The sequence below is a fragment of the Sphingomonas gellani genome, assembly GCF_900110035.1.
Classification (GTDB): Bacteria; Pseudomonadota; Alphaproteobacteria; order Sphingomonadales; family Sphingomonadaceae; genus Sphingomonas; species Sphingomonas gellani.
Genome location: NZ_FOCF01000013.1, coordinates 1 through 16,985, shown reverse-complemented (window position 1 = coordinate 16,985; position 16,985 = coordinate 1). Strand labels below are relative to the sequence as shown.

Annotated in this window: 14 protein-coding genes; 8 read left to right on the top strand and 6 right to left on the bottom strand. The window is 66.7% G+C overall.

What is annotated here, in order from left to right; translation table 11 throughout:
- Positions 1-78 precede the first annotated feature (78 nt).
- A complete protein-coding gene (gene metC / locus BMX37_RS17520; RefSeq protein WP_093667099.1) occupies positions 79-1,275 on the bottom strand; it encodes a cystathionine beta-lyase in 1,197 nt (398 codons plus the stop codon).
- 61 nt (positions 1,276-1,336) lie between these two features.
- Positions 1,337-2,188, bottom strand: a complete 852-nt coding sequence (sseA, locus tag BMX37_RS17515) for a 3-mercaptopyruvate sulfurtransferase (RefSeq protein WP_093667079.1) — start codon at positions 2,186-2,188, stop codon at positions 1,337-1,339.
- Between the two features lie 119 nt (positions 2,189-2,307).
- Here sseA and queF point away from each other — a divergent pair, with 119 nt between their 5' ends.
- From queF to BMX37_RS17500, 3 genes are all read left to right on the top strand, one after another.
- Positions 2,308-2,754: a preQ(1) synthase gene (queF, locus tag BMX37_RS17510; RefSeq protein WP_093667078.1), complete on the top strand. Its 447-nt coding sequence runs from the start codon at positions 2,308-2,310 to the stop codon at positions 2,752-2,754.
- Between the two features lie 172 nt (positions 2,755-2,926).
- Positions 2,927-5,194, top strand: coding sequence for a glycosyltransferase family 4 protein (locus BMX37_RS17505; RefSeq protein WP_093667098.1), 2,268 nt, complete (start codon positions 2,927-2,929; stop codon positions 5,192-5,194).
- Between the two features lie 49 nt (positions 5,195-5,243).
- On the top strand, positions 5,244-6,524 hold the full coding sequence (locus tag BMX37_RS17500; protein ID WP_093667077.1) for a glycoside hydrolase family 130 protein: 1,281 nt from the start codon (positions 5,244-5,246) through the stop codon (positions 6,522-6,524).
- A gap of 406 nt (positions 6,525-6,930) precedes the next feature.
- Here the strand turns inward: BMX37_RS17500 and BMX37_RS17495 are convergent, their stop codons facing one another.
- The 3 genes from BMX37_RS17495 to BMX37_RS17485 are packed head-to-tail and all read right to left on the bottom strand — an operon-like array spanning position 6,931 to position 10,221.
- On the bottom strand, positions 6,931-7,530 hold the full coding sequence (locus tag BMX37_RS17495; RefSeq protein ID WP_093667076.1) for a response regulator transcription factor: 600 nt from the start codon (positions 7,528-7,530) through the stop codon (positions 6,931-6,933).
- Entirely contained in the window at positions 7,527-9,830 is a 2,304-nt protein-coding gene (locus BMX37_RS17490) for a sensor histidine kinase (RefSeq protein ID WP_139198150.1), read from the bottom strand. Before BMX37_RS17490 ends, BMX37_RS17495 begins: the two co-directional genes overlap by 4 nt.
- Complete coding sequence (locus tag BMX37_RS17485) at positions 9,820-10,221, bottom strand: response regulator (RefSeq protein WP_093667074.1); 402 nt, start codon at positions 10,219-10,221, stop codon at positions 9,820-9,822. The genes BMX37_RS17490 and BMX37_RS17485 overlap by 11 nt, the downstream gene beginning before the upstream one ends.
- Positions 10,222-10,348: 127 nt before the next feature.
- Between BMX37_RS17485 and BMX37_RS17480 the strand changes: the two genes are divergently transcribed.
- From BMX37_RS17480 to BMX37_RS17460, 5 genes are all read left to right on the top strand, one after another.
- Positions 10,349-10,540, top strand: coding sequence for a hypothetical protein (locus BMX37_RS17480; RefSeq protein WP_093667073.1), 192 nt, complete (start codon positions 10,349-10,351; stop codon positions 10,538-10,540).
- Positions 10,537-11,754, top strand: coding sequence for a sensor histidine kinase (locus BMX37_RS17475; RefSeq protein WP_093667072.1), 1,218 nt, complete (start codon positions 10,537-10,539; stop codon positions 11,752-11,754). Before BMX37_RS17480 ends, BMX37_RS17475 begins: the two co-directional genes overlap by 4 nt.
- The gene (locus BMX37_RS17470; RefSeq protein ID WP_093667071.1) at positions 11,751-12,380 is read left to right on the top strand and encodes a response regulator transcription factor; all 630 of its coding nucleotides are present in this window, start codon (positions 11,751-11,753) and stop codon (positions 12,378-12,380) included. The genes BMX37_RS17475 and BMX37_RS17470 overlap by 4 nt, the downstream gene beginning before the upstream one ends.
- A gap of 117 nt (positions 12,381-12,497) precedes the next feature.
- Positions 12,498-13,922, top strand: coding sequence for a methyl-accepting chemotaxis protein (locus BMX37_RS17465; protein WP_093667070.1), 1,425 nt, complete (start codon positions 12,498-12,500; stop codon positions 13,920-13,922).
- A gap of 97 nt (positions 13,923-14,019) precedes the next feature.
- The gene (locus BMX37_RS17460; protein WP_093667069.1) at positions 14,020-14,334 is read left to right on the top strand and encodes a hypothetical protein; all 315 of its coding nucleotides are present in this window, start codon (positions 14,020-14,022) and stop codon (positions 14,332-14,334) included.
- Here the strand turns inward: BMX37_RS17460 and BMX37_RS17455 are convergent.
- Complete coding sequence (locus BMX37_RS17455) at positions 14,304-16,754, bottom strand: TonB-dependent receptor (protein ID WP_093667068.1); 2,451 nt, start codon at positions 16,752-16,754, stop codon at positions 14,304-14,306. The genes BMX37_RS17460 and BMX37_RS17455 overlap by 31 nt on opposite strands.
- Between the last annotated feature and the right edge of the window lie 231 nt (positions 16,755-16,985).

The window sequence follows — 16,985 nt, the reverse complement described above, 5'->3', positions numbered from 1 at the left end:
AGCGGCGTCGGCCGAATCACGCGCGTCCGCTGCTTCGTGCCGCCTACAACCGTGCCGCGCGACGGCCTTACGGGTGCTTCAGCGCAACGCCCGAAACCGCGCCAGGCCCGCGTCCAGGTCGGCAATCAGGTCGTCGGTGTCCTCCAGCCCGATGTGCAGGCGGATCACTGGGCCTGCGTCGTCGCGACGGGTGGCGCTGCGATGCCGTGCCGGGTCGATCGGCAGCGCCAGGCTTTCGAACCCGCCCCAGCTATAGCCGATGCCGAAATGCGCGAGGCCGTCGATCAGCGCCGCGCGCGCTGCTTCGCCACCGCCGTCGAGCACGAACGAAAACAGCCCCGATGCGCCGCGGAAGTCCCGCATGAAGCTGTCATGGCCGGGGCAGGAGGGCAGCGCCGGGTGCAGCACCCGCGCCACGCCCGGCTGTTCCGCCAGCCACCGCGCGATGGTGAGTGCGCTTTCGCCATGCTGCCTCAGGCGCACGGCCAGCGTCCGCAGGCCACGGCTGCCCAGCCAGGCGTCGTCCGGGCTGATCACCTGACCCAATTGGAAGCTGGTGTCGCGCAGCGCGGCGAAGCGGCCGGGGCCCGCCGTCACCGACCCCATCATGACGTCCGAATGGCCGACGATGTACTTCGTCGCGGCGAGGATGGTCAGGTCGATGCCGCGTTCGATCGCGGGAAACAGCAGCGGCGTCGCCCAGGTGTTGTCGAGCAGCGTCACCACGCCGCGCGCCTTTGCCGCCGCGACGATGGCGGGAATGTCCTGCACCTCGAAGGTCAGGCTGCCGGGGCTTTCCAGCATGATCGCGCGTGTCCGCTCCCCGATCAGCCCCGCGATGCCGGCGCCGATCATCGGATCGTAGAAGCGGGTGGTGATGCCGAACCGCTTCAACAGCGTGTCCGCCATCGACCGGGTCGGGTCGTACGCGCTGTCGACGCACAACAGCTCGTCACCGGGGGACAGCACCGACAGGAGGGCGGCCGCGATCGCGGCAACGCCGGAGGGATAAAGGAACGTCCCCTCCGCCCCGGGCTCCATCTCCGTCAGCGCGTCGGCCAGCGACCATTGCGTCGGCGTGCCGCGCCGGCCGTAGAACAGGCGGTGGTGCGTGTCGCGCGCGCCACTCGCGCGCAGGTCGGCGACGGTGGGATACAGGATCGTGGAGGCGCGCCAGACGGGCGTGTTGACGATGCCGCCCGTCCATTCGGGCCGCCGCCCGGCCTGCACCACACGCGTGGCGGGGCGGGTGGGCTGATCGGGATCGTGGCTCATGCGGTGCGCCATAGCGGCAGGGGAGGGCCCCGCGAAAGGCGCAAACATGCGCCCTTTGCGATCAAGCGGCCGGGGTGGTTGCTTTCGGCGTGTCGGCGTGGCTGCCCCACTCGGACCAGCTGCCGTCATAGATCGGCATGTCGTGGCCCAGCAGATGGGCGCCGAATGCGAGCACGGCGGCGGTGATGCCTGATCCGCAGGTGGCGACCAGCGGCCGATCGAGCGCGACGCCTGCGTCCGCGAAGGCGGCCCGCAGCGGCTCGCCGCGCTTCCATGTGCCATCGGGGTGGAACAGCCGACCATAGGGCAGGTTGATCGATCCGGGTATGTGTCCAGCGTCGGTGCCCGGCCGTGGGTCCGGCTCCGCGCCGGAGAAGCGGGCAGGGGAGCGGGCGTCCACCGCCTGTTCCGCGCGGGAGTTGAGGTTCTCGCGCATCTGGACGAGCGACCGCACGGCTCCGCCATCGCGTCGTGCGGTGAAGCTGCGCCTGGGTGAAGTCTCTCGGCCCGATCGCACCGGCCGCCCCTCGGCCCGCCATTTCGCCAGGCCACCGTCCAGGATCGCGACGTTTGTCGCACCGAACAGAGTCAGCATCCACCACGCACGCGCGGCGGTGTGGTGCGGCGAGTTGTCGTACAGCACGATGCGATCCGCCTCTGCGACGCCCAGCGCCGATAGACGTTCGGCGAACAGGTCGGCATCGGGCAGCATCATCGGCAGGTCGCTGTCGGTGTCGCGGAGCGTGCCCAAGTCCAGGAACAGCGCGCCGGGGATGTGAGCGGCGTCATGCTCCGCGGCGGCATCACGCGGCGCCTCGCCGGGGAAGTTCGCGAAATAGGCCGCGTCCAGAACCCGCAGGTCGCCATCGCCCAGCTCACCGGCCAGCCATGCGGTATCGACAAGTGCGTCCATGCTGCTGATCCTCTCCGTACACGCCGACCCAGTCGGTCGAGGACTAGTCGTGCCCGTGCCGGGCGTCGAGGCCGGGATGCGCCCTTGCACCGCGCAGGCAGCACCTTAGATGGCCGGGCATGACCCCAACGCATCTCGGCCAGACCAGCGCGCTTCCCGCATCGCCGGAGGAAGCGGCGCTGGACTATGTTCCCAATCCGCGCCCCGGCCGTACCTATCTGGTGCGCTTCGCCGCGCCGGAGTTCACCTCCCTGTGCCCCGTCACCAGCCAGCCCGATTTCGCGCATCTGGTGATCGACTATGTTCCCGGCGACACGATCGTCGAGTCGAAGTCGCTGAAGCTGTTCCTGGGTAGTTTTCGCAATCACTGCGCTTTTCACGAGGATTGCACGGTCGGCATCGGCGAGCGGCTGTTCAACGAGATGAAGCCGGTCTGGCTCAGGATCGGTGGATATTGGTATCCGCGCGGCGGCATTCCGATCGACGTGTTCTGGCAGTCCGGCGCGCCGCCTGCGGACCTGTGGCTCCCGGACCAGGGCGTAGCCAGCTATCGCGGCAGGGGATGACGGCCAGAATCACCGGCCCCAGTTCTTACCGGCCCAGTCTTCTGCCGCGTGATCCCACCTGAACATATCGACAGGATTCTTTGTTGCGCCGCAACGAAAGTGCAACCATCTTCTACCTCGACCGTTTGTTGCGTGACCCCCATGGGGAGCCATAAAAATAGCTGAGGGTATGATGGTGAAGGTGCTCGGGCACGACATCAAGCGTCTGGCGCTGATCGGAAACTTCCTGCCGCGCAAGTGCGGCATCGCGACCTTCACCACCGACTGCTACACCGCTTTGCGCGAACGTTTTCCGGAAACGCATGTCGACGTCTACGCGATGGACGACCGCCCCGGCCGCTACGCCTATCCCAACGCGGTGATCGCCGCGATCCCGCAGGACGATCTGTCGGCCTACGTCGCCGCCGCGCGCCAGATCGAGGCGAGCGGCGCGCAGGCGATCTGGATCCAGCATGAATATGGCATCTTCGGCGGCCCGGCGGGTGAGCATCTGCTCGCCATGCTCGATCGCACCACGTTGCCGGTCATCATCACGCTCCACACGATCCTTGAAAAGCCGAACGGCGACCAACGGCGGGTCATGGAAGGTCTGCTGCGCCGCGCCGACCGCATCGTGGTCATGGCCGACCGTGGCGGCGACATCCTGCGTCGCGTGTATGGTGCCAACGCCAAGCAGATCGTCACCATCCCCCACGGTGTTCCCGACCGCTCGCTGGTCGAGCCGGATACGCTGAAGAGCCGCTTCGGCTGGGAAGGTCGCGAGGTCGTGCTGACCTTTGGCCTCCTCGCGCCGAACAAGGGCATCGAGACGATGATCGAGGCGCTGCCGGCGATCGCCGTGCGCCATCCGCACCTTCTCTACGTGGTGCTGGGCGCTACCCACCCGCATCTGGTGGAGCATGAGGGCGAGGCGTATCGTGATCGGCTGAAGGCGCAGGCCGAGCGTCTGGGCGTCGGCGACAACATCGCCTTCATCGACGAGTTCGTCGAGCATGACGCGTTGCTGGAATATCTCCAGGCCGCGGACATCTATGCGACGCCGTACAACAATCCGGCGCAGATCACGTCGGGTACGCTGTCCTACGCCATCGGTGTCGGCAAGGCGGTGGTGTCCACCCCCTATGTCCACGCCACCGAGATTTTGGCAGACGGACACGGCGTGCTGGTCGATTTTGGCGACAGCGCGGCGTTCGCGCGTGAGATCGATCGCCTGCTGTCCAGCGACCGCGACCGCCGAAGGTTGCAGGAGCGTGCCTATGCCCGCGGCCGTACGATGATCTGGTGCCGTCTGGCCGAGGCGACGATGACGGAGGTGGAGACGATCGTCGCCGCCCGTCCCCGCCGGATCGTGAAAAGCCCGGCCTCGCCCAGGATGCTGAAGCCGGACTTCGCCGCCGTGGAGCGGATGAGCGACGCGACCGGTATGTATCAGCACGCGATTTATTCGGTGCCCGACCGGCGTCACGGTTATTGCATCGATGACAATGCCCGTGCGCTGATGCTGGTCAGCCAGATGGCTGATCTGGACCCTGCGATCCGCGACAAGTGGATGACGACCTATGCGTCATTCGTGCAGTTCGCATGGAATCCGGACGAGCGGCGCTATCGCAACTTCATGCGCTTCGACCGTAGCTGGTGCGAGGATGTGGGGTCGGAGGACTCCAACGGGCGCACGCTGTGGGCGCTGGGCGTCACGGCGCGCGATGCTACGGACAAGAAGCATCGCGATTGGGCGCGTTCGTTCTTCGACATGAGCGGGTCGATCGCGCTTGAACTCGGGTCATTGCGCGCCCAGTCGTTCGCCATGCTTGGCGCCGCTGCGATGCTGGAGGCAAGCCCTGGGCATGCGCTGTCGCTGTCGATCCTGCAGCGTTTCCCAGACGAGCAGGTGAAGCTGCTGGAACAAGCGCGCCGCGACGATTGGGAATGGTTCGAGGCGGTCCTTGCCTATGACAATGCGCGTGTACCGCATGGGCTGATCGTGGCCGGCATGGCGCTGGATCGCGCGGATCTCGTCGACATCGGCCTGCGCACGTTGGACTGGATCATCGCCAAGCAGACGTCGCCCGATGGTCGTTTTCGCGCGATCGGTCATGAAAGCTTCTACCGCCCCTATTCGGAGCCGTTGAAGTTCGACCAGCAGCCGCTGGAAGCGCAGGCGACGGTGGAGGCCTGCGCCGCCGCGTTCGCAGCGTCTGGTGATCCGCGCTGGATGGTGGAGGCGAACCGCGCCTATGGCTGGTTCCTGGGCGCGAACGATCTCGACATGCCGCTGGCGACTGCGACCGACGGCGGCTGTTTCGACGGTCTGATGCCCAACGGGCTCAACCAGAACCAGGGTGCGGAGTCCATTCTGGCACTGCAACTGTCGAGTTGTGCGATTTGGGGGCTTTCAAAGGCGGTAGAAGGCGTGGCAGACAGGACCCGCGCCGTCGCCTGACGGTTCGGCGGCGCGGCGAACACCAACAACGCACGGTTCTTCTTTCGCGATGGAACTCTTCAACCACCGCCTGCGGCTGCATGCCGATCCGTCGCGCGTCGTCGTGCGTCCTTTTCACATTGCCAGCGATCCGAACGGAAAGGCGCCCAGTCGCACCGAACGGTTGGTCGCCGAGGTGCTGAAGATGACGCCCGAAGAGGCGCGCGACCAGCTTGAGCTCGTGCTCAAGGATTTCGAGGCACGGCACTGGCAGACGCGGCGCGTGTTCATGACCCGCTATCGCGAGGTGCAGCAACAGCTGGGCCTGGACGATGCGGACATCGATGACGAGAAGCGGCAGCTGATCGGCGCCTATTTCTGTCACGAATACAGCTATGCCGCCGCTGCCCTGATGAACCCCAGCGCGGTGCCGCATTTCGACCAGTCGGGCATGTCCGAGGGGTCGATGCGCATCCTGATGTCGATGCGCGCCGTGGGGGAGGGGCATATCTCCTCCGTTGCGTTCCGAGAGGGGATCATCAACGACGAGAACCAGCTGAAGCTGGCGCCGGAGCCTCCCTTCGCGACCGCGACCGACGTGCACCACAGGCCCAAGGACGGCGTGCTGGAGGGTCCGGTGACGGTGCACCGGCATCGCGATTCCACTCTGTCGGGCACGGTGATCTTTCCGATCACCGATGCGCAGTCGAAGGGGTTGGAGGACATGCGCATCGTGCACTTCACGCACGATGACGGCAGCCAGGAATGGATCGGCACCTACACCGCCTATAACGGGTCGCAGATCCAGTCCGAACTGATGCGCACCCGCGACTTCCGCGCGTTCGATCTGGTACCGATGACGGGTCCTGCCGCGCGCAACAAGGGCATGGCGCTGTTCCCGCGCAAGGTCGCCGGTCAGTACATGATGATGGGGCGGCAGGACGGCGAGAACCTGTTCCTCCTGAAATCCGACACGCTGGGACATTGGGAGGAAGGCGAGAAGATCCTGACCCCTATCTATCCATGGGAGCTGGTGCAGATCGGCAATTGTGGACCGCCGATCGAGATCGACGAGGGGTGGCTGCTGCTTACGCACGGCGTCGGCGCGATGCGCAAATATTCGATCGGTGCGGCGCTGCTCGACAAGAACGATCCGTCTAAGGTGCTCGGCCAGACCCGCGAACCGATCCTGGCCGCGCGCGACCAGGACCGCGAGGGCTATGTGCCCAACGTGGTCTATTCGTGTGGCGCGGTGCGGCATGGCGACCGGCTGTTCCTGCCCTACGGCATCGCGGACAGTTCGATCGGGTTCGCATTCGTGGCGATCAAGGACATGCTTGCAGCGATGTGAGTGGCGGCCTGAGCGGTGCCCTTCGGGGCCTGTTCGGGTTGGCGGCGCCTCGGCGTAGGATGGATCGGCGGGTTGTACGGGTCGGCCTGCGATCCATGGGGCGGGTTGATGACGTCCGGGCATTCGCTCGGTTGTTGTCGGTGGAACGTCACAGCAATGACGCGGCCACGGTGACTTGCAGCGTCATGCGGCGACGGGGACGCGCATGGCAGTACATGGCTGAAGGTGTTCCGGACCCGCTCTATCGATGGCCGACGTTAGGCCGTAGACCTGGAAAGCTGCTCGGCGGTCTCCACGCAAGCCAGACTTCGCGGGGACAAATTCCTCCGCTCCAGACGTGAAGCGCAGGCATTTGGAAGCGGCCTCACGCCACTCCCCCCAAGTAAGCATCTTCCGCTACCGTCGTTCAGGCGCCCGCCAAGGCGATCTTGACCGCGTCGGACAGGCTCTTGGTGCCAAGCTTCGTCAGCGTGTTGGCCCGGTAGACTTCGACCGTGCGGGTGGAGAGGCCCAGGCGATGCGCGATCAGCTTGTTGGGCAGGCCATCGACCATGCCCTGGAGCACCTCCCGCTCTCGCGCGGAGAGGCGGGCGAGGGCGGTGCTGGCCTGGATCCGGCCCGTGCGCTCGTGATCGTCGGCGTCCAGTCGCGCAAGACCCTGCTCCACCGCCACGACCAGCTTGCGCAGGGAAAAGGGCTTTTCGAGAAAGTTGACCGCGCCGGCCTGCATCGCGGCGACCGCGACGGGAATGCTGCCATGCCCCGTCAGCATCACCGCACTGTGCGCCGCGCCCGCCCGGCGGATCGCGTCCAGCACCATCAGTCCGTCGCATCGCGGCATGGTCAGGTCCAGCACGACGCAGCCGGGCTCCAGCTCCCCGACCGCAGCGATGAAGCCGCAGCCGTCTGCGAATGCCACCGTGTGGAAGCCGGCTGTGGTCAGCGCCTCGTTCATCTCGCCACGCAACGCGTCGTCGTCGTCGACCAGGTAGACGGGGCGGGTCATGCGGCCTTCTCCAGTTGGGGCGTGGGATCGGGTACAGTCGGAAAGCGCAGCGTGAGGACGCAGCCGGGTCGGCCGTCGGCACGGGGCGCCAGGTGGATGCGGCCGCCCACCTCGCGCATGATCTGGCGGGAAATGTACAGGCCGAGGCCCGTTCCCTTACCCTCCGGCTTCGTCGTCAGGAATGCGTCGAACACGTCGGCCTCCAGATCGCTCGCAATGCCCGTGCCGTCGTCGGACACGGTCAGCACGGTGCCGTCATCGTCCTCGTCCTCGTCCAGGGTCAGGCGGATCAGCGAGTCCATCGCCTGGCCGCCGTCCCGCTCCCGCCGGGACACGATCGCATCCACGGCGTTCTGGATCGCGTTCACCAGCACCTGTTCCACGCCGACCTGCGGCGCGACGGCATGGAAGCGGTCCGACTCCGCCTCGATCTCCACGCGCACGTCGTGTTCGACCAGCACCGGGCGCATGAAGCGGGCGGCGGAGGCGATGGTGTCGGCCAGGTCGATGCGACGGTCCGCGCCACTGTCGACGCGCGCGTAATGGGAAATGCGTTCGATGATGGAGCTGGCGCGCTCCACCTGCTCACCGATGCGGTCGAATTTCTCGCGGGCGCGACGGCCCGGCTCCGTCTGGGCGTTCGCCAGGATCACGCCGCCATTCTCCGCCGCGAGTGAGATGGTGAACAGCGGCTGGCGCAGCTCGTGGCTGAGTGCGGAGGCCATGCCCCCCAGCTCGATCAGGCGGGCCTGATGGAGCATGGAACCCTGCGCATGTTTGGAGCGGCGCAGCTGGAGGATGCAGCCCGATCGCCAGTGGAACATGCCGTCGCGTTCACGCAGGATCAGCATGTACCATTCGGCGCCGTCGTCCTGCAGGCGGATTTCGACCCAGGGTTCCTGTTGCTCGATCGCGGTCAGCAGGGCCGCGGTGTCGTTGGCGTGGACGACCAGCTCGCCTGGCGTGCTGCCGTGCGCGGAGTCGACTTGTGTAAAGGACAGCCGATGACTCGCCGGATCATAGCGGATGGCGCTGAGCATGCGCAGGTGGATGGCGGCCTTCAGCTCGGTCGCCGCGGCGACCAGCCGGCGACGATCGCTGTCGATGGCCAGGAAACGACGGTTTGCGTCGCGGAACTGGCGGACGGGGACGGCGAACTCGGCGAAGTTCCAGCGGTCCGCGTTGTCGCCCACGCCGGCGCGGCCGAAATCGTCCAGCGTCTCTCGCCAGATCCGCATCGAGCGTTCCAGCGCGCGTCTGGTGAGCAGGTGGAACAGGAAAGCGCAGGCGATCAGCACGACCAGCGCGCAGATCTTCGCGAGCAGGCTGGAAAACGCCTTGGTCACGGCGGGTCCCGTCTGCGTCACGTACCAGCCCGATCCCCGCTCCGCATGGAAGCGCCCGACATGGCAGGCGTGCAGTTCCGACATCAGCGATCCGTCGGGCGGCAGGGTGGTGGTTCCCGTCGTGGGCGGGCATTGCAGGCGCAGCTTGCCCAACGCCACGGCGTCCGTCCGTCGGCGCGCGAACACCGCGGGTTGATCGAAGTCGCGGTTGGTCAGCGCCAGCATCGCGCCGGTCGATAGCGCCGCGCTCGGCCGGGCCTCCGCCACGCGTCCGGCGGTGGCATCCAGTTCCAGCTTGTACCGGTCGAGATTGCCGGCGAACTGCAACGCGTCGCCGACGAACAGCGACATCGCCGCCAGCGTCAACAGGCCGAGCGTCGCCGCCTCCACAAGGCCGGTCAGCGATATGTCGCGCCGCAGGCTGAAGGTCAGCCGGCTGCGATCGAACGCGATGCCGATGCACAGCAGGTCGACCATCAGCGCACAGATCAGGTCCAGCAGCACCTTGCGCAGCACCGTCATCGCGGTCAGCGCGACGGGCACGTGGAATTGCGTGACGAGGTAGATGGACAGCGCCGCGACGCCGATCGTCGCGTGGAACAGGACGGTGCGATGCGCGAGAGATGCGTTGCCCAGACGCGGGCTGGCGCAGAACAACATGTGGACGGTGCCCATCGCCAGCGGCATCCACGTGTTCCACCACGCAAGCGTGGGCGCGACCAGCACCGGAACCGCGAGCAGACCGCCGACCGGCCCGAACATCCGCAGTGCGAGAAGGTAGAACAAGGGCGCCGCGTAGAGTTCGACGCCGGGGGCGAGTTCCAGATGCTGTGCACTGATCCAGATGCAGCCGATCGCGACAAGGCCCAGCATCACGGCCCGAACCGGCAGCATCATACCGGGAAGCTGCGCGCGCTCCGCAGGCCGGTCGGCGGCAGAACGATCAAGCCACATCGCGAACACCTTCGCCAATAAGCGAGTCGAGCAGGGCGCGCAGATCGCGCAGCCGGATCGGCTTCAACAGAAAAGCGCTAATAAGATGATCCATGTTATCGCACTGGCTCTCGACCAGCGCCGTATGTCCGGTCATCACGATCACCGCTATTCTTGTAAAAATCTCACCAAGCTCCCCGTGCATCCGCCTGATGAGGTTAAGACCGTCTTCACCAGCCAGATTGACGTCACAAAGTAGCAGATCTACCCTCTCGCACTTTAGAACATCAAAAGCCGCTGCGCCGTTGTCCGTCGCCAGACAACGAAAACCCAGTGTTATCAACAGCTCAGCCAGTTCGTCGCGTAGGCTGGGCTCGTCTTCGACAAGCAGGATCGTCCGCGCTTTGATCATCGTCGGAACCTAGCAGGAAATGCTTGAGGGCCCCTTAAGTCGTTCGATCGACTATCGTATTTTCCCAATACAGACGCGTCGCGCGGCATCGGCCATTGACCGGGCAGGATTTGGACGCAGGTGCAACATGAGTGCGGGATCGGGCGCGGGCAGCGCAAAGGTGCAGGGGGAGCGCAAGCGCATCGGGGGATATGTCCGGTGGGTCGGCGCGCATGGCGTGGTGGTGATCGCCGCCGCGCTGCTGTCCACCTGTGCGCTGCTGGCGATCGCGGCCGCGCTGGATGTCGACGCCGCATCGATCCTGGGAAGCGGCCTGTGAGCTGCCTGTCCGCCGAGATCGAGACGATGCCGCCGATGCCGAGTGGCGTACCCGGCGCGCAGACGTCCGCCGATCCGTTCTTTGCCGTGAATTGGAGCGAGCATGGGCTGCTCGAACTGGCGCCGTGGCTGGAGATCGTGGCCGAGGCCAACGCGATCAGCTTCTTCAACTGGCATGTTCGCCCCGATCGGCTGACCTGGAACAGGGGCGGGGAAGAGCGCATGGGGTTCCAGAGCGGAACGCTGAGCAGCTTCGGCCAGTGGCGGCGCTTCGTCGCGCCGGAGGATGCCGCCTGGATCGCCGCCGACGTGGCGCAACATATCCGTTCCACCGGCCACCTGCATTTCCGTTACCGGGCCTTGCCGCCGGAATCGCGGCCGCGGATCATGGATGCGGTGGGACACTGCGTCTACGGACGCCATGGCGAGCTGGAGCGGATCATCGGCGCGGTTCGCGACGTGACGGAGAACGTGGAAACGGCGCGCGACCTGCATCACCTGCGCGACCAGTTCCTGCGCCGCGCACGGCTGGACTCGGTGGGCGCGGTCGCGGCCGGGCTGGCGCATGAGCTGAACCAGCCGCTGTCCGCAGCGGCGAACTTCCTGGCGGCGGCCGAGATCGAGGCGCGGCGCGCGGAGAACGCGGCCGTGTTGCCGCACATGGTGCGCGCCGCGCATCAGATCGAGTTGTCCGGCGACATCATCCGCAGGCTTCGCACGTTCCTGTCGGAAGAGGACCGTTTTCCGGAGTGGGTGTCGGTCGACGCGCTGGTGGAGGATGCGCTGGCGCTGGCGCTGCCAGGGCATGAGCGGCGCCGGGTCGATGTCCGGCTGGGCCTGGAACCGGGGTTGCGCGTGTTCGCGGACCGGATCCAGTTGCAGCAGGTGCTGGTCAATCTGTTGCATAACGCCCTCGGCGCCATGGCGGAGATGCCGCGCGAGCAACGGGCTGTGGTGATCACCGGTTGCGCGCGGGACGAGCGGGTTGAGATCGCGATCAGCGACACGGGCGGCGGCTTCGCGCAGGACCTGCTGGACCGGTTCGCCGAGCGCTCCGCCTCCCTGTCGTCGGCGCACGGCATGGGGATCGGCCTGTCGATCTGCCGCCACATCGTGGAGGCTCAGGGCGGCGAACTGCTGGTCGCGAACGGTGTCGGCGGCGGCGCGCTGATCCGTGTTCTCCTGCCCGCCGACATCATGGAGGATCAGGCGTGACCCGCTTCGTGTACATCGTGGACGACGAGGCAGAGGTGCGTGAATCGCTGCGCGCGCTGCTCCAGACACGGCGGGACCTGCACCTAGTGCCGTTCCGGTCGGGCGATGCGTTCATGGAGGCGATGGAGGAGCATGAGCCCGGCTGCGTCCTGCTCGACCTGCTGATGCCCGGCATGCACGGCATGGACCTGCTGGAACAGGTGTCGCAGCGCGAGGATGCCTGGCCCACCGTGGTGCTGACCGGGCATGGCGATGTCGCGTCCGCGGTGCGGGCGATCAAGCTGGGTGCGATCGATTACCTGGAAAAGCCATACCGCGCGGAATTGCTGTTCGCCGCCGTCGACGCCGCGCACGACCGGCTGAGCGCGCTGGAGGCGGAATCACAGTTCCGGCGGGCGGCGCGGGAGCGGCTGGCGCGGCTGACGACGCGCGAACTGGAAGTGCTGGACGCGATCCTGGAGGGCCTCAGCAACAAACGGATCGCCGAGCGGCTGGGCGTCAGCCTGCGCACGGTGGAGGTCCACCGGGCCAGCATCATGACCAAGCTGGAGAGCGGGTCGGTGGCGGCGCTGGTGCGTACAGCGCTGGTCGCGGAGCGCCCCTCACCGTCTGTGGTAAACCACTAGCTTAACCAAAACGGACCTATAACCGGTCCGGTGTAGATGTATCGTCATGCCCCACGGTCCACGCCGCTGCGATGCGGGGCGTGCTCTCACGGCGCAGCACGGCTTCGGAGACCTGTGATGATCAGTTGGTTCAAAAAGCACGCGCCCGTCCGGCGCAAGTTCGACATACTGGGCGTCGCATATGTCCTGCTCACCGCCGTCCCGGTCGCGACGACCTGGCTGGCCGTGCACGGTGCGGCATCGACGACGGTCCTGACGGGCGCCGCGCTGGCCGCCCTTGGCGCGGTCGTGGTGATCGCCTTTGCGTCGAAGAAACTGGTCTGCGACCCGTATGTCGGCACCGTCGTTCGCATGGAGGGCATTGCCGCCGGCGACCTGCAATCGGTGATCCCGTTTGCCGATCACCGCGACTGCGTGGGCCGCATGACGAAGGCGATGGAGGTGTTCCGCGCGAACGGCGTCGCGGTCGCCGCCGCCAGCGTCGCGCAGAAGCAGGTTGTGGAGGCGCTGGGCACCGGTCTTGGCAAGGTGGCGGAGAACGACCTGACCTTCCGCATCGAAACCACGTTCCCGGAGGGGTATGAGGGGCTGCGGCTGGACTACAACCGCGCGATGGACGCGGTGGCGCATGCGATGGCCGCGGTGAAGCAGGCGGCGACCGGCATCAACAACGGCGCGGCCGACATCCGCCAGGCATCGGACGACCTGTCGCAGCGCACCGAGCAGCAGGCCGCCAGCCTGGAAGAAACCGCCGCCGCGATGGACGAGATCACCAGCACCGTGCGCGAGACGGCGGCCGGAGCGGTGCGCGCCAACACGGCGGTGCGGGAGGCGCGTGGCGAAGCGGAGCATTCGGGTGACGTCGTCCGCCGCGCGGTGGACGCGATGGGCGGGATCGAGCGCTCCTCGACCGAAATCTCCGACATCATCAGCGTCATCGACGGCATCGCGTTCCAGACCAACCTGTTGGCGCTGAACGCCGGCGTCGAGGCGGCGCGGGCCGGTGATGCGGGCAAGGGTTTCGCCGTGGTGGCGTCCGAGGTGCGGGCGCTGGCGCAGCGGTCCGCCGACGCGGCCAAGGATGTGAAGACAAAGATCACCGCATCCTCCGAACAGGTCGAGGCGGGTGTCGCGCTGGTCAGCGAGACCGGCAAGGCGCTGCAACGGATCATCGGCCGGATCGGCGAGATCAGCGAACTGGTGTCCACCATCGCCAATTCCGCCGAACAGCAGGCGACCGGCCTGCAACAGGTCAACACCGCCGTGTCCGAGATGGACGGCGTGACCCAGCAGAACGCCGCCATGGTGGAGGAGGCGACCGCCGCCGCGCGCAGCCTGGCGGAGGAGGCGGATGGCCTGGCGCGCGAGGTCGCTCGCTTCACGCTGGACGGCCACGCGCCGGCCGTATCGGATGGCGGCACCGTCCATCAGCTCGCGCCGCGCGCGCCGGCACGCGCCCGCTCCATCGCCCGTGTGGCTCGGCCGCAATCGTCCGGAAACACCGCGCTGGCCGTCGCGCAGGACGATTGGGCGGAGTTCTGAGGCAGGGTGGCCGCAGTTACCGCATGGTGACGCGGGAGCGGTTGCGCCCTCCGGTGGTTATGGAACATCCTGCCCGACCACCGGAGTTCGCCTGCCCATGAGCCAAGACATAATCAGCCTGCCGCGCGCCTATGCCGAGGCGCTGGTCGCGGAGCTGACGCGGGCGTCCGTCATGCTAGGCGACCTGGCCTGGGAACTGGGCGGTGATCCCGACACGCTGCGCCGCCACATGGACAGCCTGCAACAGGTCGATCACATCACCCAGATCCAGCTGGCGGTGGCGGACCTGCTGCGCGACGCGGACGACCCCGACGCGGCGGTGTCGCGCATCACGCTGGAGGACATGGCCGTCCGCCTGCGCGATGCGCTGGGTGGCAGCGATCAGAACGCCTTGGACACGGTCACGCCGTAAGTGCGCGGATCGCCGGGCTGACCGACGATCAGGCCGGTGCTGCCGGATTGCGTGGCCAGTAGCTCGAAATAGTCGCGATCGAATGCATTGCGCACCCAGGCGAAGATGTTCCACCGCGTGTCGGTCTTCACCCCCAACCGGAAATTGCTGAGCGCGTACCCGCCGATATAGGTGTAGGCGGAGGGCGACGGGTTCGACGAAAAGCGCGAGCGATAGCTGCCGTCATAGCCGAAATAGACCTGACCGGCGGTGTCGCCCAACTGCACCGGCACGTCATATTCCGCCCCATAGGACAGGGCCCATTTCGATACGCCGGGCAGCACCCGTCCGGAAATGTCGCAGACCAGCGGGCTGAGCCCCGGCGTGCCGGCGGCAGCCGGCGTGGCGCCGTTCAGAGCCGGATTGCCGCCCGACAGTTCGGGCGGGCAGGGGGCGTTGGGGAAGCGGACATATTTCGCGTCGGTGTAGGCCGCATTGGCATACAGGTTCAGCCGGTCGGTGGGCCGCAGGGCGGTATCCAGTTCCACGCCGCGCGTACGCACCTTACCGGCATTGGCCAGATAGCCGCGGATCACCGTCAGCTGGCCGTTGTTCACCGTCGCCTGGTAATCGTCGATCTCCGTCCAGAACGCGGCGAGGTTGGCGGTCAGGCGACGGCCCAGTGCCTGCGTCTTCAGCCCCAATTCGAAATGATTGACCTTTTCCGGGTCCACGGTCTGCGTGGACAGGTCGACGCCGGTGTTGGTCGCGTTCAGCGGCAGGCCGGACAGGTTGATGCCGCCCGACTTATAGCTGCGGGCATAGGTGGCATAATAATGCACGTCCGGCGTGACGTCATAGGCGACGGTCAGATCGCCCGACAGGTTCCAGTTGCTGAAACGCGGATCGTAGCTTTGCGGCGCCAGCACGCCGAGCTGATCCGCAGTCAGCGCGGTACCGGTGCCGTTGGTCACGGTCGACAGGTAATGGCCGCTCTTGCGGTCGTAATTGACGCGCAGCCCCGGCGACACGGACAGCCGGTCGGTCGCATGCCAGGTCAGCTTGCCGAACACGGCCGCGCTGGTATTGGTGAAGCCGATCGTATTGCGCGACGTCAGGTTGTTCAGCGTCGCCGGATTGCGCCCGCCCGTGCTGGTCGGATTGAGCAGAAACGCGCTCGCGGCCGGGCCCTGTACCTGCAACCCCTGCGTATCGATCGTCTGGCGGAAGTAGAACAGCCCGGCGACGTAATCGAGCGTGCGGTCGCCGTCCGAGGCGATCCGCACCTCCTGGCTGACCTGGCGCTGTTGCGACGGGTTGGCGGAGACGGTGGTGATTGGCAGGCCGATGAAATCACGGTCGTTGGACGGGTTCCAGTTCCAGAACCGCCACGCGCTGACCGATGTCACGGTCGCGCCGCCCAGGTCCCAGTTGGCGAGCAGGGACAGTCCGCCCAGTTCCTGCTTGGCGCGCAGGTCGGTGTCCACATCGGCCAATCGGTCGAAGGGGTCGGTGGACGGCACCCGGTATCCTTGCGCGGCGGCGAGCGCGGCATATTGCCGGGTCACCGGCCGCTGCGTCGCGCCGACACGCGCATAATATTGCACGCAGCAATTCGGGTTCTGGTGGTTGTAGTCACCCGACAGGGTCAGGTCGAGACTGGGCGTCGCCTTCCACAGGATCTGGCTGCGAAAGGACTGGTTGTCCTGGCTGTTCTGCCATTCGTCCTGGCGGACATTGTAGATGGTGCCGCGGCGCGTGGTGACGGAGGCGGACAGGCGGATCGCCACCTTGTCATCGACCAGGGGGCCCGACACCGACGCCTTGCCCCGAAAGAACGCGTAATTGCCCCCGGTCAGCTCCACGCGTGCTTCGGGCGTGAAGCTGGGCGCGCGGCTGATGATGTTGATCGCGCCCGCGGTCGTGTTCTTGCCGTACAGCGTGCCCTGCGGCCCGCGCAGCACCTCGATCCGATCGGTGTCGGTAAAATCGAACGTCGCCGATGCGATGCGGCTGTAATAGACCTGGTCGACATAGATGCCGACGCCCTGTTCGATGCCGTCGTTGGTCAGGCCGAACGGGGCGCCCAGGCCACGGACGTTGGCAGCGGAATTGCGCGGATTGGTGGAATAGAATTGGAGCGTCGGCTGGATCTGGGTCAGCCGATTGACATTGTAGGTGCCGGTTTCCGCCAGCGCCGTGCCGCCGATCACGGAAATCGCGATCGGCACCCGCTGCGCCGATTCGGCACGGCGGCGGGCGGTGACGACCACTTCGCCGCTGCCCGATTGCGCGGCGGGGCCGGTGCGGCCGCTGTCTTCCCCATCGGCTGCGTCATCGGCCTGTTGCGGGGTGGAGGTGGCGGGACCCGCAGTCTGGTCCTGCGGGGTCGGCGTACCGGCGATCTGGCCGGCGAGAAGAAGGGCAAGCGTCAGCGACATGGGTGTCCTTCCGAAAGGGTCGGTCGAACATCCCCTGATTCAGTGGGCGATCAATGTAGCTGTGCGTTGGCCGGGCCCAAGCCCAGCTTTGTGTGAAGAGGAGGAGGGGGCGGCCGGTGCTGCGCCCCTCCCGCCGTCACAGCTTGCTTGTCAGTTCGGGGATCAGGGTGAAGAGGTCGCCGACCAGACCGATATCGGCGACCTGGAAGATGGGGGCGTCGGCATCCTTGT

Bases quoted from the DNA above. Each gene is read 5' to 3' on its own strand.
- metC (WP_093667099.1), bottom strand. From the start codon at position 1,275: ATGAGCCACGATCCCGATCAGCCCACCCGCCCCGCCACGCGTGTGGTG.
- sseA (WP_093667079.1), bottom strand. From the start codon at position 2,188: ATGGACGCACTTGTCGATACCGCATGGCTGGCCGGTGAGCTGGGCGAT.
- queF (WP_093667078.1), top strand. From the start codon at position 2,308: ATGACCCCAACGCATCTCGGCCAGACCAGCGCGCTTCCCGCATCGCCG.
- BMX37_RS17505 (WP_093667098.1), top strand. From the start codon at position 2,927: ATGGTGAAGGTGCTCGGGCACGACATCAAGCGTCTGGCGCTGATCGGA.
- BMX37_RS17500 (WP_093667077.1), top strand. From the start codon at position 5,244: ATGGAACTCTTCAACCACCGCCTGCGGCTGCATGCCGATCCGTCGCGC.
- BMX37_RS17495 (WP_093667076.1), bottom strand. From the start codon at position 7,530: ATGACCCGCCCCGTCTACCTGGTCGACGACGACGACGCGTTGCGTGGC.
- BMX37_RS17490 (WP_139198150.1), bottom strand. From the start codon at position 9,830: ATGTGGCTTGATCGTTCTGCCGCCGACCGGCCTGCGGAGCGCGCGCAG.
- BMX37_RS17485 (WP_093667074.1), bottom strand. From the start codon at position 10,221: ATGATCAAAGCGCGGACGATCCTGCTTGTCGAAGACGAGCCCAGCCTA.
- BMX37_RS17480 (WP_093667073.1), top strand. From the start codon at position 10,349: ATGAGTGCGGGATCGGGCGCGGGCAGCGCAAAGGTGCAGGGGGAGCGC.
- BMX37_RS17465 (WP_093667070.1), top strand. From the start codon at position 12,498: ATGATCAGTTGGTTCAAAAAGCACGCGCCCGTCCGGCGCAAGTTCGAC.
- BMX37_RS17460 (WP_093667069.1), top strand. From the start codon at position 14,020: ATGAGCCAAGACATAATCAGCCTGCCGCGCGCCTATGCCGAGGCGCTG.
- BMX37_RS17455 (WP_093667068.1), bottom strand. From the start codon at position 16,754: ATGTCGCTGACGCTTGCCCTTCTTCTCGCCGGCCAGATCGCCGGTACG.